The following is a 16,324-nucleotide window of genomic DNA, read 5'->3' as shown; positions in this document are numbered from 1 at the left end:
TCATATGAAAAAAATCACAGTATTAGGCGGATCAGGGTTTGTGGGTAGCAGCCTAGTAGCAAAGTTAGACGCGGCAGGCTATCAGGTGACTGTCATCTCCCGTCGTCGAGAATCGGCTAAGCATCTGATATTGCTACCTAATGTACAGGTGGTGCAGTGTGATATCTTTGAGCAGCAAAAACTGAAAAGCATGCTGGAAGGCAGTTATGCAGTAATCAATCTGGTAGGCATTCTGCATGAATCCGGGCGTGCAAGTTTTGAGCAAGTCCATCATCAATTACCAAGAAGACTGGCGCAAGTATGTGGCGAGTTAGGCATTGAGCGCTTGATTCATATGAGTGCATTGCAAGCGAGCAAGTCTGCGCCAAGTCAGTATCTGCGTAGCAAAGCGGCGGGAGAATCCGCAGTAGGTGAGTTCAGCAAAAAACTGAACATTACTATTTTTAAACCTTCGATTATCTTTGGCCGCCACGATAGCTTTTTTAACTTGTTTGCAAGCCTAGTGAAGCTGTTGCCAGTCATTGTATTGGCAAAACCAGATGCTAGATTCCAGCCAATTTGGGTGGAAGACGTGACCAGTTGCATGGTCAATGCGCTAGAAAATACGGATACCTATGGCAAGACTTATGAATTGGGTGGGCCGCAAGTGTATAGCTTCCGTGAGTTGATTCAAAAAGTCATGACAATGTTGGGTATTTCGCGCCCTATTATTGGGCTCAGCGATAAGCTTTCCTATTTGCAAGGCTTCGCGATGGAGTTTCTGCCAGTCAAACTCATGAGTCGCGATAATGTGCGCTCCATGCGTGTGGATAGCGTGACTTTGCAAACGTTGCCATCAGAGTTGGGCGTATCGCTGATGCCATTAGAAGCCGTCGTGCCTGAGTATCTAACCAATGCAACCCCGCGTGGCGCATACGATGGTTTTCGCAGTGCTGCTGGGCGTGCAATTAATGCTAAACGCTAGTCGTTTTTAATTACGCTAACCAAGATGGATATCTACTGCGTAGGGGGTGCGGTACGCGATGAGCTGCTTGGACTACCGATCCAAGACCGCGATTATGTGGTGGTAGGATCCACGCCGGAAGCCATGATAGATGCTGGCTACAAAGCAGTCGGCAAAGATTTCCCTGTTTTTTTGCACCCCAAAACGCATGAAGAGTATGCGCTTGCTAGAACAGAGCGTAAAACAGCCAAAGGCTACAAAGGCTTTGCCGTCCATGCCGCGCCTGATGTCACCTTGGAAGAGGATTTAGCACGACGGGACTTGACCATCAATGCCATTGCAAAAGCTACCGATGGCACATTGATCGACCCATTCTCCGGACAACAAGATATCCAAGCCAAAGTGCTGCGGCATGTAAGTCTAGCCTTTGTGGAGGACCCTGTACGTATTTTGCGCCTTGCACGTTTTGCTGCACGGTTTATAGAGTTTACTGTGGCCGCGGAAACCATGCAGTTAATGCGTGACATGGTGGTGGCTGGCGAGGTGGATGCATTGGTGCCAGAGCGCGTATGGCAAGAACTGGCAAAAGGTTTGATGGAAGCTAAGCCTAGCCGCATGTTTGAGGTGCTACGTGCGTGCGGCGCGCTTGAACGCATTTTCCCAGAGTTAGCCCGCCTGTGGGGTGTCCCGCAGCCAGAAAAACACCACCCGGAAATCGATACCGGCGTGCATGTCATGATGGTGGTGGATTATGCTGCTAAGCAACAGTTTAGCTTGCCGGTGCGCTTTGCTGCGCTGACACATGATTTGGGCAAAGGAACGACACCGCAAGATATGCTGCCGCGCCATATTGGGCATGAGCAGCGTAGTGTTTCTCTACTGAAAGATGTGGTGACAAGGCTGCGTGTGCCAAATGATTGCCGCGATTTGGCAGTAATGGTGGCGCAATTTCATGGCAAATTACATGCAGTCACGCAAATGAAACCGGCTACGCGGCTGAGTTTTTTAATGGAGCTGGATGCCATACGCCAACCGCAACGGTTTCAATCATTTCTACAAGCCTGTGAAGCAGACTCACGCGGCAGAACGGGCTTGGAAAACTGCGCCCTTCATGAAGCGGAGTTACTCGATAAAACTTTGACAGCTGCACTGCAAGTGGATGCAGGGGCGATTGCCAAACAGTTTACACAGCCTGAAGAGATCAAACAGGCTGTGTTTAATGCCAGATTAAGTGCGATTGAAAACGCTATTTAGTGAATATTGAGGTAATGCTGGATTGCGAATTTAGCAATAAACCCTAATAAGCCAAACGTCAGTGCTAAAAACAAAATAAAGGTACCGGTTTTGCCAGCCTTACATTTCCATGCAAGATGCCCCACAATGAACAACATCAACAGCATCAGCCCGCCTACGCCGTAAGTGAGTCCAAACTCCGTGATCTGTGCTTCGTTAAAGCCAAAAACCGTATTGTCCATAGCTGCTAAGTGTATAAATTGAGTTGTTTTAAGGTTGAAGTATTTAGTTTACAAAGTGAATCAAACGTTGCATCAATGCAATCTGTTCTGTAGAAAACTCTAAAGGTTTGCGTTTAAAGCCACTTTTGGCATATTGCTGCCAACGCCCGGTGACATAACACACCATCAAGTTTGCTAATGCTGTTGGGTCTTGCTTGTTCTCGCCTTGTGCAATGGCAATTTTAAGCGATTGTCTAATGCTGGTTTCAATGCGGTCGTACAATTGATTAATACGCAACTGCAATGCATCATCTTCATTGACTAGTGCATCGCCAATCAGTACGCGCGTCATGCCCGGATTTTTTTCTGCAAAACGTAGCAACATGCTCACAATTAATTGTACTTGCTTGGTACCGTCCATTTCATCGCTGGTGATTTTGTTGATGACCCCGAAAATAGAGTTCTCGATAAACTCAATCAAGCCCTCAAACATTTGCGCCTTATTGGCAAAGTGACGGTATAAAGCCGCCTCTGAAACATCCAGTCGCGCAGCCAAAGCGGCGGTGGTGATTTTTTCACGCTTGGGGTTTTCCAGCATGCTGGCAAGTGTTTCTAAAATTTGCTGCTTACGATCAGAAGCCATAAATTATCCTTACTTATTATTGTTGTCAGTGAATGTACTGAACATGATCTTGTTTAGTTGCCAATTATAGCCTAAGGTCAGTAAGTGCTAACACTGAGTTAATTCTATAATTCACAAAATTTGGTTTATTCAAGGTACGGCTCACCCAAATGGTACGCATGCCCAAACGTTTGGCGGTCATCAGTGCCGGTAAACTGTCTTCCAACATCACGCAATCACGCGCATTGACATTCAAGGTGTTCAGTAGCATTTGAAAGCCGCGCACACTTGGCTTTGCATGAAAGCGGGTAGACTCAACGCTGAATACTAATTCAAAACAGTCGTCGATGCCCAGCAGTTGTAGCACGCGTATCGCATATTCTCGCGGTGCGTTAGTGAACACACACTTACGTCCTTTGAGCTGTCTTAACAAGTGTCTCATTCGCTTTACCTGAATCACCATGCTCGGCAGATTGGTTAACGCATGGGTTTCTTTGAGAAAGTGATGTGCATTCACACCATGATGTCGAATTAAGCCTTTGAGGGTGGCGCCGTACACCTGCCAGTAATGCTGCCGCAGTGCATGTGCGGCAGCCTCGTCCATACTTAATTCAGCCATGATGTACTGCGTCATGGCGCGGTTCATGACCGGAAAGATGTGCGCGCTGGCGTTGTGGAGTGTGTCGTCTAAATCAAAAATATAGACTTTAGATGGCATGGTTTAGCCTCAGTATGTAGCTGAGGCCAAGCGACAACGAACAACTGACGCAGCCAGTAGATATACTACGGCAAGGAGGTTCTGAGGCAGCCAACAAAGTATCCGCAAATAATGCGCGTTAAAGTTACTTAGCTTTAATCAGTGTACCGACGCCTTCATCGGTGAGCACTTCCAATAGCAGCGCATGCTCTACACGGCCATCAATAATATGTACCGATTTTACGCCGCTACGTGCAGCATCTAAGGCTGAGCCAATCTTCGGCAACATGCCGCCAGATAATGTGCCATCCTCGACCAAGTCGTCAATTTGCTTGGGTGTCAGGCCAGTGAGTAATTCACCGCTTTTATCCAATACGCCAGGCGTATTGGTCAATAGAATCAATTTTTCTGCATTTAAAATTTCAGCCAATTTGCCGGCCACCACATCAGCGTTGATGTTGTAGGTTTCGCCATCTTTACCTACGCCAATGGGCGCTACAACAGGGATAAAATCGCCGCTGTCTAAAAAGTTGATAATACTAGGGTCAATGGCAGAAATTTCGCCCACTTGCCCTACGTCTATCATCTTGCTGGGGTCTTTTAAATCTTCCATCAGCAATTTGTGCGCATGAATAAAGTTGCCGTCTTGCCCAGTAAGGCCGACTGCTTTGCCGCCATGGCGGTTGATGAGATTCACGATCTCTTTGTTGACCTGGCCACCTAAAACCATTTCTACCACATCCATGGTTTCTTCATCGGTCACACGCATGCCTTGAATAAACTCACCTTTTTTGCCCAGCTTATCTAGCATCTCATTAATTTGAGGGCCGCCGCCGTGGACCACCACAGGGTTCATGCCTACCAACTTAAGCAACACGACGTCTTGCGCAAAACATTGCTTTAAATGTTCATCCGTCATGGCGTTGCCGCCGTATTTGATGACGATGGTTTTATCAAAAAAGCGTTTGATATAAGGTAAGGCTTCTGCAAGGGTTTGTGCCTTTTGCGCGGCTGAGGTTTGGGTGAGCATGTTGTTTCCTGCAATAGTGAATGTGTGTGATTGTATCGAAAAAATCTTACAGCGGTTTAACAAACACTTTAGATTTACGCTGGAAGTTGTACAAGGCCTGTTTTTCTTGTGGTAATTCGTCGATAGACTCTTCAATAAATCCGCGTTCTAAAAACCAGTGCTCGGTACGTGTGGTTAGGCAGAATATTTGATTGAACCCAAGTTTTTTGGCCTGTGCTTGGCAATAATTGAATAGTTTGTCGCCACGGCCACCACCGCGGTATTGCGGATCAATCGCTAGGCAGGCAAATTCTGCCATTTTTTCATCTGGAAAAGGGTATAACGCGGCACAACCAATGGCACGATTATCGTGTTCCATTACATAGAAATGATTGATTTCCATCTCGATGCGTTCGCGTCCGCGGCGTACCAAAATGCCATCATTCTCAAGTGGTTCAATCAGCTTGAGTATGCCGCCGACATCGTCAATATTGGCCTGCCGCATGGTTTCAAGTGGTAACTCCGTAATCATGGTGCCAATACCGCTATGCGTAAATAGCTCTTGGATGATTGCCCCGTCAATATGACGAGAAATCAAGTGTGTACGCGCCACGCCATGTTCGCAAGCACTCACTGCGGCCGGCAAATAAAAATTGACGTCTTCGGAAAAATGAATGGGCTCATCGCTTTCTTGTACGTTTTTGAGCAGATTTTTCGCTTTTTCTGCAGTCATCTCCCGCAGTAATTCACCGCGCAAGTTATGCACGCCTTCAGAGTCCATTAAGAAAATGAGCTTTTCTGCATCCAGTGCAATCGCGGTACTCACTGCAACATCTTCCAAGCTCAAGTTAAATGCTTCACCTGTTGGTGAGTAACCCATCGGCGATAGCAGTACCAGCTCGTTATCATCCAGCCGTTTTTGAATGCCAATCGCATCCACTTTGCGTACTTCGCCGGTATGTTGTAAATCGACGCCATCTAACACCCCCAACGGTTTTGCGGTCACAAAGTTACCACTCGCTACGCGAATATCCGCGCCTGCCATGGGTGAGTTGGCAATACCCATCGATAGTAGTGCTTCAATTTCTACGCGCACCGCGCCGTTGGCTTCTTTCACTGCCTCCATCGCGGCATCATCGGTCACGCGCAAGCCATTATGAAAAGCGGGTGTGAGCTTGTCGCGTTTCAACCGTTGTTCAATTTGTGGGCGCGCACCATGCACCAATACCAGCCTTACTTCTAGGCTGGCTAGTAAGTTTAAATCATGAGAGAGTGCAATAAACTGTTGCTCGCTGACCACTTCGCCACCAAATGCGATGACGAAGGTTCGGCCGCCAAATGCGTGGATATACGGCGCAGCTGAACGGAACCAATGCACAAAGTCTTTGGTGTTGCTGCTGTTCAGCGTATATGGCGCCTGTTGGCTTAATTGGGGTGTTGTTTTTTCATTGGCCGCCAACTGTTCAGCAAATAGTATGGCCGGTGTCGTGTTAAGTGCCGTGGCAATTTTGCGAATCAGTGCTTCTGACACGCCAAGCTCCCCGCGCTCAATGCGCGAGAGATTGCCTGCATCGGACTCTGTCAGTTGCGCAAGTTGCTGTAACGTTACATTTTGTAATTTGCGCAAGCTGCGAATTTGATTGCCTATGGACATCGCTCAACCTAATTTGTAATTAATACAATTATTTTATATAAAATTTGTAATTAATACAAATTATTTCAATAGGAAGCAAAAAATGCAGCTAAAAATCTCCCCACAGCGTGTGCATGCTGGCAATCGCAGCGAGTGCGGCTGTTTCTGTCCGTAATACACGCGGGCCAAGTAAAATAGATTGAAATCCATGCGCGACCGCTGTTTCAATTTCATTGGCACTTAATCCACCCTCGGCACCAATCAAGAGCTGAATCTGGCTAGCAGGCTTGGGTAGTTTAGCTAACTGTTTTGCGCCTAATGGATTAAGTAAAATGCGGCAAGTGGCCTGCTGCGGATGTTGCGCTAGCCATTGGCTCAGCGACAGTGGTGAATAAACTTCTGGCACATATGCACGGCCAGATTGCTCACAGGCAGAAATGACAATCTGTTGCCAATGCGCCACGCGCTTTTCAGCGCGTTCTTGATTTAGTTTGACTACGCTACGTTCAGTAGCAATCGGTTGAATCGCACGCACGCCCAGTTCTACTGCTTTTTGAATGGTGTAATCCATGCGGTCGCCACTGGAGATGCCTTGTAGTAGCAGAATATCAAGCGGTGATTCGTTGGTGATTGCTACGCTAGAAGTAACCTTGGCGGTGACGGAGTTTTTTTGAACGGCTGTGAACTGGCAATTGTAATCAAAACCATCACCGTTAAATAAAATCGCAGTATCGCCTACTTGCATGCGCAGCACGCGTGCTGCATGTGCGGCAGCGGTTTCTGGTAGCGATACGGTCACATCTGCAGCAAGTTTGTCAGGGCAGTAAAAACGGTGTTGTGACATGTGGCATAAAGTGAAAAATGGTAACATGCTGATTATAGTTTGAGAGACCTATGCAAGCATAGGCGAACGCAGTGAAGACGAGGCGAAAAATAGCAAAAATCGGAGTTTACAAGTGGTAAATGAGGATTTTTCGCTATTTTTTAACAATGTATTCACAAGTGCAGACATGCGTGCATAGGTCTCGATTGATTGGAGTAGAGTATGGCAAGTATCAACCCACCGGTATGTGAATTTGGCTGGCAAGCGCCTGACTTTAGGCTGTTGAATGTGGATGGGAAATCGGTTTCACGCGATGACGTCATGGGTAAACATGGGCTGCTCGTCATGTTTATCTGTAATCATTGCCCTTATGTTAAAGCCATACTACCGCGCCTGATTGCAGATGTTAGGGAGCTGCAAGTTTTGGGTGTGAACACGGTAGCCATTATGTCTAACGATCCCACCGATTATCCCGAAGATAGCTTTGAGCACATGCAGACAATTGCGAAAGAAATGGTATTTCCTTTCCCCTATTTGTTGGACGAAACGCAGCAAATCGCTAAAAACTATGACGCAGTCTGTACCCCAGATTTTTTTGGCTTTAACAACCAATTTGCGCTGCAATATCGTGGTCGCTTTGACGAAAGCCGCAAAGAAACCGCGCCTGAGAGTGCGCGCGATCTATTCAAAGCGATGAAGTTGATAGCAGAAACTGGACAAGGGCCAAAAGAACAAATTGCGAGTATAGGCTGTAGCATTAAGTGGAAAATTTAGCATAACTTTCTCAGGGAATGCCTAGCAGTATTGTTTAAGTTTTTAGTTTACCTACTGGGATAATTGGCATGTGGATGTGCCAAGCTCAGAAGAGCTCATGCTGTAACTGTCGCACTGTTAGGTTGGTAGATTGTTTGCATTGCAGTCCCTATAATGTGAGCGCAGTCGTAAGGAGGCTAGGCGGCGATTGCTTAAACACTTAATAAAAATACTAAAGGACCCAACTATGCATGCGTTTAAAAATATCTACAAATCCAGCTCTTTGATGCTTACCATGATGTCGCTACTTTTATTGTCAGGCTGTGCTCTCAATATGAAGGTGCCCATCAAAGATCCTTCACCATCTAATGCTTCACATCAGGTTGAAGCAGTTAAACAAACAGCACTTTTCTTTAAAGACGACCAGGCCGCATCTGATAAAGCAAAGCTTCTAGGCGGTACCATTCCTATGCAAATGGTTTACGATAACAAACCATTTGATGCGATACCGTGGATTGCGCAACATACTGTAAAAGAAATGGCAGCTAGAGGGTTGCCGGTGACATTGGCTACTGAGCCGACAGCGGCTACTAGTATATTGATTAAACGACTGCATATCGAAAATTATCGGTCTAATGGCTTTTCTCCTTTTGTAACATTTACATCGTTACGTGCTGAGGTGGAAACACCACAAGGCCCACGACGGGTAACCGCTTATATCAAGCGTGGTAAAGTGCCTGTCTGGAGTTTCGATGAAATCATTGATCCAACATATAACGCCCCACTTGGTTTGTTAACAAAGGAGTTTGCAGCCAAGCTTAACCAGCAGTTGTTTAACAGTGCAATCAGCGATGATCAAGTGCAAAGTTTAGTACAAAAGATCAATCAAAGCAGCGGTGCTGATGAAGGTGGCGCTTATCTGGATGTCTACCAACTTGGTTTTGGTAACAATGCGCTCGCAATTCCGGAGTTGGTGAAATATAGTGTGCACTCAAACGAATATGTGCGCCTGGCTGCAATTTCATCTCTTGGTATCTTAAAAGCGTCTGATCAAGTTGATTTTCTTAAAAAACTCTATGCATCAAAAGCAGGCCTATGGCAGGATCGTGCAATGGCACTAAAAGCATTGGGAGATATCGATACAGCTGAAACCCGCGCTTATTTGCAAGATCAGTGGGCATTGATACAAAATCGTACTGATAAAGAAGCAAATTGGACTAAAGAGATTTTAGCGTTGTACTTGTAGGGCGGCGTGTGTATGTAAGTCTTAATTCTATGGAGTCAAGTAACGTTTGACTCCATTTGAAGTTTTTGAGACATGCAGACTGGTTTTTCTTGAGATGGGGAAGTTTTATGGAGAGTTGTCATGGATAACCAAAAAGTTAAATGGGGTATTCTCGGGGCTGCACGTGTTAATGAGCGCTTACTTCCCGCTATCGTAGAAGCACCCAATTCGCAATTGGTGGCGATTGCAAGCAGACGTGCAGGTGCCGCCAAAGCCACGCTGGAAAAATATAAGCCGGGCACAGATGGTGTGACTTATTATGACGATTTAGATAGTTTAATTGCCGATAGCAATGTGGAAGCCATCTATTGCCCGATGTCGAATGAGGAGCATGCCGAGTGGGCGTTCAGGGCCATTCAAGCGGGCAAGCATGTGCTGATTGAAAAGCCGATGACTACTCAATTGGCAGATATTGGTGCGATTGAAGCAGCGGCTAGAGCCATGGGCGTGACAGTGATGGAGGGCTTTATGTATCGCTTTCATCCGCAACATGCCAAGATCAAAGCGTTGATTGACAGTGGGCTGATTGGCGATGTGCTTTCCTGTCGCGCCAGTTTCTCCTTTCTAATGCAACCAGCACGTATGTACCGTATCACTAGAAGCATGGTGGATGGTGGCGGTGCGATGTGGGATATTGGACCTTATGCGATTCATGCTTTACGCTGGGCGATGGGTTTGAACAATAGCGCCCAAAACGGTGTACCTGCTGAGCCGAAAAAAGTCGTGGCTTACGGCAAGCTCAACGAGCATGGTGCTGATGTAGTGGCGAGTGGCATTTTGGATTTTGGCGCGGATGCACAAGGTCGCGCACGTTATGGTCATTTTGATGTGAGTTTTGAGCGTGGCCGCAAAGCGGAATACGAAATCATTGGGGATAAAGGTTGGATCAAGTGCCACAATATGTGGGCTTACCCAACGGATGATCCAATAGTGAGCTGGGAAGCAGGCGGTAAGACGGAAACACTAGTACTACCCAAAGCCAATCACTTTAATTTGGAAATTGAGCACTTTAGCGATTGCGTGTTGAATAAGCGCGCGCCCTTACTTACGTTTGATGATGCCAAAGGCAATTGTCGTGCGATTGAAATGGTATTAGCCGCATTAGGTGCATAAAACTCTGTAGCTACGTAAAAAAGACGGGGCACATGGCCCCGTAAGTGGTTTCACCCTCTCCGTATTACAATACCCATTCAATAGTAACTATTGGATCACAACAATATCGTTTTTAACTGCAGTTACACCTTTGGTGTTTTTGGCAATTTTCACCGCTTGTTCTGCTTCAACTTGTGATTTAGCTGTACCGGAAAGCTGAACTAAGCCTTTGCTATCTGTTTCAACTTTAATGTCTGTTGCACTCACGGTTTTATCTTTTGCAAACTCTGCTTTTACTTTTGCTGTAATCACAGAATCACTCAACTTGGTTGAGACAGGATCGCCATCCGCAGCTAAAGCAATCAAAGGCATGGTTAATGCGCTTGCAATCAAAAGTTTTTTCAAATTTAATTTCATGATAGTTCCTTTTCTAACGGTTCAAAAAGATAGTGTGTAAAACACAGTGCCAATGTACGGCGATAGAACGGTAAGCAGAATAAGAAAATGACTGATATTGCCGTAAGAATTGGCTGACGTTGGACTACAGTGACGGCTGAGTGCGGATAGCTGACCACTTTTCAGCAAGCTGTTGAGACCGAAACATCTCTACAATAAAATCTACAAATACTCTGGTTTTGGCTGGCATGAGTTTTTTTGCTGCAAAATATAAGCAAATAGCGCCAGCTTCTGTATACCACTCGGGCAAGACTCGCACCAAAGCGCCATTTTCCAAGTGTCGTAATGCATGTGGCATCGGGACATGCGCAATACCTAGTCCGGCGATTGCGCTATTGCATAACATTTCGGGATCATTCAATGTAATACGTGGCGGAAGCTCTATGCTTACTTGCTCACCTGACGTTGATTTAAGATGCCAGGGCGTAGTGCGATTGGTTGTTTGAGAGTATCGGATCAGTGCATCAAGCTGCTGTAAATCAGTCGGTGATTTAGGGATGAACTTACGCGCGAGATATTGTGGTGAGGCGACAAGTATTAAGTGAATTTTAGCCAGCTCCCTGACTACAACGCCGGGGGCAATATCGATCCCGCCGCCAATCGCCGCATCAAAGCCTTCGCCAATTAAATCGACCTGACGATTATCAAAGCGCCAATCAGGTTTGATGGCTGGGTAGCGCTCCAAAAACTGCCCGAGTAAAGGCAAAATATGGTCGCGTCCAAAAGCCATTGCCATCCCCACTTTTAACGTGCCCGCAGGCTGCCCAGCCACAGTGCTCGTACTAGCAATGGCTGATTGAATGGCATCCAATCCACTCGCCACTTGTGCTAGAAATTGCTCCCCAGCTTCGGTGAGCGTCAAGCTACGGGTGCTACGGTGAAATAACCTGACGCCTAAATCTGCCTCTAGCTTAGCTACATTTTTACTCACGCCACCTGGGGTAAGACTCAATCTGCGTGCTGCGGCAGAAAAGCTTCCAAGCTCGGCGCTGCGTACAAATGACTCAATGCTACTTAATGTTTCCATGGCGGATAGCCCAATCAATCTTATACTTTTAGTATAAAGTATTTGTAATTATTAGTGGCTATTTTTAATCAAATCAAACATGCATACTGAACTCGTCGTTGCAATACATCATTCATTTAATTTAAGGAGTTCATCATGACAAACGCTACAAATAACACTTATCAACGTCTTGCAGGTAAAGTCGCCATTGTGACCGGCGCAAGTTCAGGAATTGGCCGCACCACTGCAAAATTATTTGCCAGCCATGGCGCAAAAGTAGTGGTGGCCGCACGGCGTGAGGCAGAGTTGGCTGCGCTGGTGGCAGAAATCGTGGCAGATGGCGGTGAGGCCATCGCATTTGCGGGAGATGTGCAATCAGAAGCGTTTGCCAAATCGCTGGTAGCGCTCACGGTTCAAAGTTTTGGCAAGCTAGATATTGCTTTTAATAATGCAGGCACATTGGGTGAGATCGGTGCCACACATGAAGTCTCACAACAAGGCTGGAACGAGACATTGGCAATCAACTTAACCAGTGCATTTTTAGGGGCTAAATATCAAATTCCGGAAATGGTTAAACAAGGCGGCGGCTCTATCATTTTCACCTCTACGTTTGTGGGCTATAGCGCTGCTTTTCCTGAGTTTGCAGCTTACGCTGCGAGCAAAGCAGGCTTGATTGGGCTAACACAGGCGTTGGCAACCGAGTATGGCCCTAAAGGCGTGAGAGTGAATGCTGTGTTGCCAGGTGCTGTAGATACTGATATGTATCGCGAGAAAAACAATACCGCAGAAGCACAGGCATTTTTAACTGGTATGCACGCACTTAAACGCGTGGGCAAGCCAGAAGAGATTGCGCAATCAGTACTCTATCTGGCTTCCGATGACGCCTCATTTGTGACCGGCACAGCATCATTAGTAGATGGTGGTTTATCCATAAATAGAACATAAGTGCATATTATTAAAATTTACATTAGCTCCCGACCATATCTATGGCGGGAGTAATGCATTGGTGTACAGCAATATGCGTCTTTGGGAGCAATTCTTCTACGTCAATCACTGATGTTCTGCTTGCCCAAATTGCCTATCTAAGCAATAATTTAGCCTTTGCAAAAAAGTGGTTATTCATCACCGCTTTTTTAAGAATTCAAGCAAGGTTTTATTGCATTAACTATAAGACCTCAAGTTACTAATTTTTCGGGAGACTACAATGGCAACGCGTAACGATCTAGCCAACGCCATCCGTGCGTTATCAATGGATGCAGTACAAAAAGCAAATTCCGGCCACCCAGGCGCGCCTATGGGCATGGCAGAAATTGCAGAAGTGTTGTGGAACCACAATTTGAGCCACAACCCAAACAACCCAAAATGGGCAAATCGTGACCGCTTCGTGTTGTCTAACGGCCATGGCTCCATGTTGATTTACTCATTGTTGCATTTGACAGGCTACAACCTGCCAATGGAACAAATCAAAACATTCCGTCAATTGCACTCACAATGTGCTGGTCACCCAGAATACGGATATGCAGAAGGCATTGAAACAACGACTGGTCCATTAGGCCAAGGGATTGCAAACGGTGTTGGTTTTGCAATGGCTGAGAAATTATTGGCTAGCCAATTCAACAAACCTGGCCACGACATTGTTGACCACTACACATACGTGTTCTTGGGCGACGGTTGTATGATGGAAGGCGTTTCTCATGAGGCTTGCGCATTGGCAGGTACATGGGGCTTAGGTAAATTGGTTGCATTCTGGGATGACAACGGTATTTCTATCGACGGTCATATCGAAGGCTGGTACACCGATGACACTGCAGGTCGTTTCACTGCTTACGGCTGGCACGTTCAGTCTGTAGATGGTCACGATGCAGATGCAATTCAAAAAGCCATCGAAGCAGCTAAAAAAGTAACAGACAAACCATCATTGATTTGCTGTAAAACAATCATTGGTAAAGGTTCTCCAAACAAATCCGGTTCACACGATTGCCACGGTTCTGCATTAGGCGAAGCCGAAGTTGCAGCTACACGTGCGGAAATCGGTTGGAGTGCAGAGCCATTCGTGATTCCAGAAGATGTATACGCTGGTTGGAACCAAAAAGACAAAGGCGCTAAACGCGAATCTGATTGGAACGCTAAGTTTGACGCTTACGCTAAAGCATTCCCAGCAGAAGCTGCAGAGTTCAAACGCCGTATGAGCAATGAGCTGCCAGCTAACTGGAAAGCAGAAACAGACAAAATCATCGCTGCTATCAACGAAAAAGCTGAAGGTGTTGCTTCACGTAAAGCATCACAAAATGCAATTACTGCATTAGCCCCATTATTGCCAGAGTTCTTAGGCGGTTCTGCTGACTTAACAGGTTCTAACTTAACAGCGGCGGCTAGCTTCAAACACGTCAGTGGTAAAGAGCCAGGTAACTATATCTCTTACGGCGTACGTGAGTTCGGTATGGCAGCCATCATGAACGGTGTTGCATTGCACGGTGGTTTATTGCCATTCGGCGGTACCTTCCACATGTTCTCTGACTACATGAAAAACGGCATGCGTATGTCTGCATTGATGCATCAACGCGTCATCTACGTATTGACACATGACTCTATCGGCCAAGGTGAAGACGGTCCTACGCACCAACCAGTAGAAAACACATCTGGCTTACGTTACATCCCACGTATGGATGTATGGCGCCCAGCTGATGCGACAGAAACAACCATTGCATGGGTTGCAGCAGTTGAACGTGCAGAAGGCCCAACCAGCTTGGTGCTTTCACGTCAAAACTTGCCAGGCGTTAAACACGATGCTAAAGACTTTGCTGCAATCCGCAAAGGTGGCTATGTGTTCTCTGACGTTGCAGGTAAGGCAGACGTGATCATCATTGCTAACGGTTCTGAGTTAGATTTGGCTGTGAAAGCTGCTGCTGAGTTGAATGCTGCCGGTACTAAAGTGCGTGTGGTTTCTATGCCATCTACAAACGTATATGACCGTCAAGACCAAGCTTACAAAGACAGCGTTCTGACACCAGGCGTTGTACGCGTGGCTGTTGAAGCTGCTCACCCAGACTTCTGGCGTAAATATGTAGGTTTAGAGGGTGCAGTAGTTGGTATCGATACCTTCGGCGAATCTGCTCCAGGCGGCGCACTGTTCAAACACTTCGGCTTCACAGTTGAAAATGTAGTGAATACAGTTAAGTCTGTTCTGTAATCTAGAACATTAGCTGCACAAAAAACCGCCTCTTAGAGAGGCGGTTTTTTTACATCTGAGGGTGTCTAATCTACTCGGTCGGGGTTTGTAAATATAAAGTGATAACTCTGTAAATATGTACTTTGTTATTTACTACTTGAGGGTCTTTATGTCTTTGTATTGTTTTTAGCATTATTAGAGGCTAATATTTCTTTGCAGATGCCATCTAGATGATAAATTAATTAATAATAAAGGCTCGGGGCGATATCCATAATACTATGCAAAATTTAATAAACTTCATTCCTAATCCGTTGGTTACGGGGGGAATCATTCTTTTATTATTAGGTCTGATATATAGAGTATTAATAAAGGAATTACTTAAACAAATAGTTGCTGCAATCTTCTCATCGGCTATTTCAGCAAAAACGGATCGAGTTACATTTCAGTTAAGGAAGGCGTTTTGTAACTTTCAAATTGAGTATGCAAGTTTCCATTTTGATTTAACACAAAAGCATTTACAACTGAAGAGTGCAGTAAGTATACAAAAGAAAAGTGCTGACCAATCTTTAGCTAAAAACAACGAAGAGGTTAAGAGATTATTTAAAGAGTTAAATGAAATCTTGGATTTTGATTACTCCAAGCTTCTAGGAGGTATCACTGAGCATATTAAAGATTATTTTTTGAAAACACGATATTCATCTCGACTCCCTCGGGTTTATATTCACATTCAGAATGATGAAAACAAACTTATAAACTTGCTACCTGATGGGGACTATACGGATGAGCCGAAAGATCCTGAAGATTACACAATATTTTCTAAAGTGATAGCTAGCGGCACGCCTTACCTAGATAACAACATAATATTTACCGCACTTAAAGATAGTGAATATAAACATGCAGGCTTGGATATTCTTAAGATTAATCAGACCATGGGCCTGTACTCTTGGAAGGTCTGGAAAAAAAGAATACCACAGCGTATTTATAGATTGTTCAGTGGTAAGCCTGACCTAGACCGGAATTGGAAAAGATGTTTTAAAAGTAATAAGCTAACTATTGATAATAGTTACAAGTCACACTTGGCAATACCTATAACATTTAGAGCGCATGCAGTAAAGAGTAAGTTAAACAAGGGATTTGTTAACTTGTTGCAACTTAGAGAAGATGGGCGCACAATTCTTGGTATTATAATTATTGATCATACAGATACGCATTATTTTGACCATAATGATGTTTTAGAACCGAAAAATATAGATGTTAATGTGATGTATCAGTTTGCAGACTTAATATCCTTACTTATTGTTTTGAAGTTGAACTTTTCTATTGGATCGAAAACATACAAGGAATGTTTGGAGGTATATGGTAATGAGTGATACTAAGACCCC

At 45.3% G+C, this 16,324-nt stretch carries 16 protein-coding genes; 8 read left to right on the top strand and 8 right to left on the bottom strand.

All coding sequences use genetic code 11. The annotated features are described in order from the left end of the window. Positions 1-4: 4 nt before the first annotated feature. Together FG11_RS09835 and FG11_RS09830 are read left to right on the top strand one after the other, a co-directional pair. Positions 5-964, top strand: coding sequence for a complex I NDUFA9 subunit family protein (locus FG11_RS09835; RefSeq protein ID WP_020182916.1), 960 nt, complete (start codon positions 5-7; stop codon positions 962-964). 24 nt (positions 965-988) lie between these two features. Continuing rightward, positions 989-2,197, top strand: a complete 1,209-nt coding sequence (locus FG11_RS09830) for a multifunctional CCA addition/repair protein (RefSeq protein ID WP_020182915.1) — start codon at positions 989-991, stop codon at positions 2,195-2,197. On the opposite strand, the gene FG11_RS09825 is transcribed toward FG11_RS09830, so the two are convergent. The 6 genes from FG11_RS09825 to FG11_RS09800 all read right to left on the bottom strand — a co-directional run bounded on the left by FG11_RS09825 (position 2,194) and on the right by FG11_RS09800 (position 7,202). Continuing rightward, positions 2,194-2,418, bottom strand: a complete 225-nt coding sequence (locus FG11_RS09825; protein ID WP_020182914.1) for a DUF2788 domain-containing protein — start codon at positions 2,416-2,418, stop codon at positions 2,194-2,196. The two genes, FG11_RS09830 and FG11_RS09825, sit on opposite strands and share 4 nt — an antisense overlap. Before the next feature lie 43 nt (positions 2,419-2,461). After that, positions 2,462-3,040, bottom strand: a complete 579-nt coding sequence (slmA, locus tag FG11_RS09820; RefSeq protein WP_047534742.1) for a nucleoid occlusion factor SlmA — start codon at positions 3,038-3,040, stop codon at positions 2,462-2,464. 64 nt (positions 3,041-3,104) lie between these two features. Then, the gene (locus tag FG11_RS09815) at positions 3,105-3,737 is read right to left on the bottom strand and encodes a pyrimidine 5'-nucleotidase (protein ID WP_047534740.1); all 633 of its coding nucleotides are present in this window, start codon (positions 3,735-3,737) and stop codon (positions 3,105-3,107) included. Between the two features lie 124 nt (positions 3,738-3,861). Further along, positions 3,862-4,746, bottom strand: coding sequence for an acetylglutamate kinase (gene argB / locus FG11_RS09810; protein WP_020182911.1), 885 nt, complete (start codon positions 4,744-4,746; stop codon positions 3,862-3,864). A 46-nt stretch (positions 4,747-4,792) separates the two neighbouring features. Next, complete coding sequence (gene argA, locus FG11_RS09805; protein ID WP_047534737.1) at positions 4,793-6,379, bottom strand: amino-acid N-acetyltransferase; 1,587 nt, start codon at positions 6,377-6,379, stop codon at positions 4,793-4,795. An 88-nt stretch (positions 6,380-6,467) separates the two neighbouring features. Next, positions 6,468-7,202: a 16S rRNA (uracil(1498)-N(3))-methyltransferase gene (locus FG11_RS09800; protein ID WP_047534733.1), complete on the bottom strand. Its 735-nt coding sequence runs from the start codon at positions 7,200-7,202 to the stop codon at positions 6,468-6,470. 201 nt (positions 7,203-7,403) lie between these two features. Between FG11_RS09800 and FG11_RS09795 the strand changes: the two genes are divergently transcribed. The 3 genes from FG11_RS09795 (at position 7,404) to FG11_RS09785 (ending at position 10,332) form a co-directional block, all read left to right on the top strand. Continuing rightward, on the top strand, positions 7,404-7,955 hold the full coding sequence (locus FG11_RS09795) for a thioredoxin family protein (protein ID WP_047534730.1): 552 nt from the start codon (positions 7,404-7,406) through the stop codon (positions 7,953-7,955). A gap of 226 nt (positions 7,956-8,181) precedes the next feature. Continuing rightward, positions 8,182-9,180, top strand: a complete 999-nt coding sequence (locus tag FG11_RS09790) for a HEAT repeat domain-containing protein (RefSeq protein ID WP_020182907.1) — start codon at positions 8,182-8,184, stop codon at positions 9,178-9,180. Between the two features lie 120 nt (positions 9,181-9,300). Beyond that, the gene (locus tag FG11_RS09785; RefSeq protein WP_047534727.1) at positions 9,301-10,332 is read left to right on the top strand and encodes a Gfo/Idh/MocA family protein; all 1,032 of its coding nucleotides are present in this window, start codon (positions 9,301-9,303) and stop codon (positions 10,330-10,332) included. Positions 10,333-10,419: 87 nt separating this feature from the next. On the opposite strand, the gene FG11_RS09780 is transcribed toward FG11_RS09785, so the two are convergent. Together FG11_RS09780 and FG11_RS09775 are read right to left on the bottom strand one after the other, a co-directional pair. Continuing rightward, positions 10,420-10,728: a BON domain-containing protein gene (locus tag FG11_RS09780; RefSeq protein ID WP_047534726.1), complete on the bottom strand. Its 309-nt coding sequence runs from the start codon at positions 10,726-10,728 to the stop codon at positions 10,420-10,422. A gap of 124 nt (positions 10,729-10,852) precedes the next feature. Beyond that, positions 10,853-11,794, bottom strand: a complete 942-nt coding sequence (locus FG11_RS09775; protein WP_047534722.1) for a LysR family transcriptional regulator — start codon at positions 11,792-11,794, stop codon at positions 10,853-10,855. Positions 11,795-11,929: 135 nt separating this feature from the next. Between FG11_RS09775 and FG11_RS09770 the strand changes: the two genes are divergently transcribed. The 3 genes from FG11_RS09770 to FG11_RS09760 all read left to right on the top strand — a co-directional run bounded on the left by FG11_RS09770 (position 11,930) and on the right by FG11_RS09760 (position 16,312). Beyond that, positions 11,930-12,718, top strand: a complete 789-nt coding sequence (locus FG11_RS09770; RefSeq protein WP_020182903.1) for an SDR family oxidoreductase — start codon at positions 11,930-11,932, stop codon at positions 12,716-12,718. A 259-nt stretch (positions 12,719-12,977) separates the two neighbouring features. Next, on the top strand, positions 12,978-14,963 hold the full coding sequence (gene tkt / locus FG11_RS09765; protein WP_020182902.1) for a transketolase: 1,986 nt from the start codon (positions 12,978-12,980) through the stop codon (positions 14,961-14,963). A 257-nt stretch (positions 14,964-15,220) separates the two neighbouring features. Next, positions 15,221-16,312: a hypothetical protein gene (locus FG11_RS09760; RefSeq protein ID WP_047534720.1), complete on the top strand. Its 1,092-nt coding sequence runs from the start codon at positions 15,221-15,223 to the stop codon at positions 16,310-16,312. The last annotated feature ends 12 nt before the right edge of the window (positions 16,313-16,324 follow it).

The sequence above is a fragment of the Methylotenera sp. N17 genome (assembly GCF_000799155.1).
In the GTDB taxonomy this organism is placed as follows: Bacteria; Pseudomonadota; Gammaproteobacteria; order Burkholderiales; family Methylophilaceae; genus Methylophilus.
This window is presented reverse-complemented; position numbering and strand designations above follow the sequence as displayed.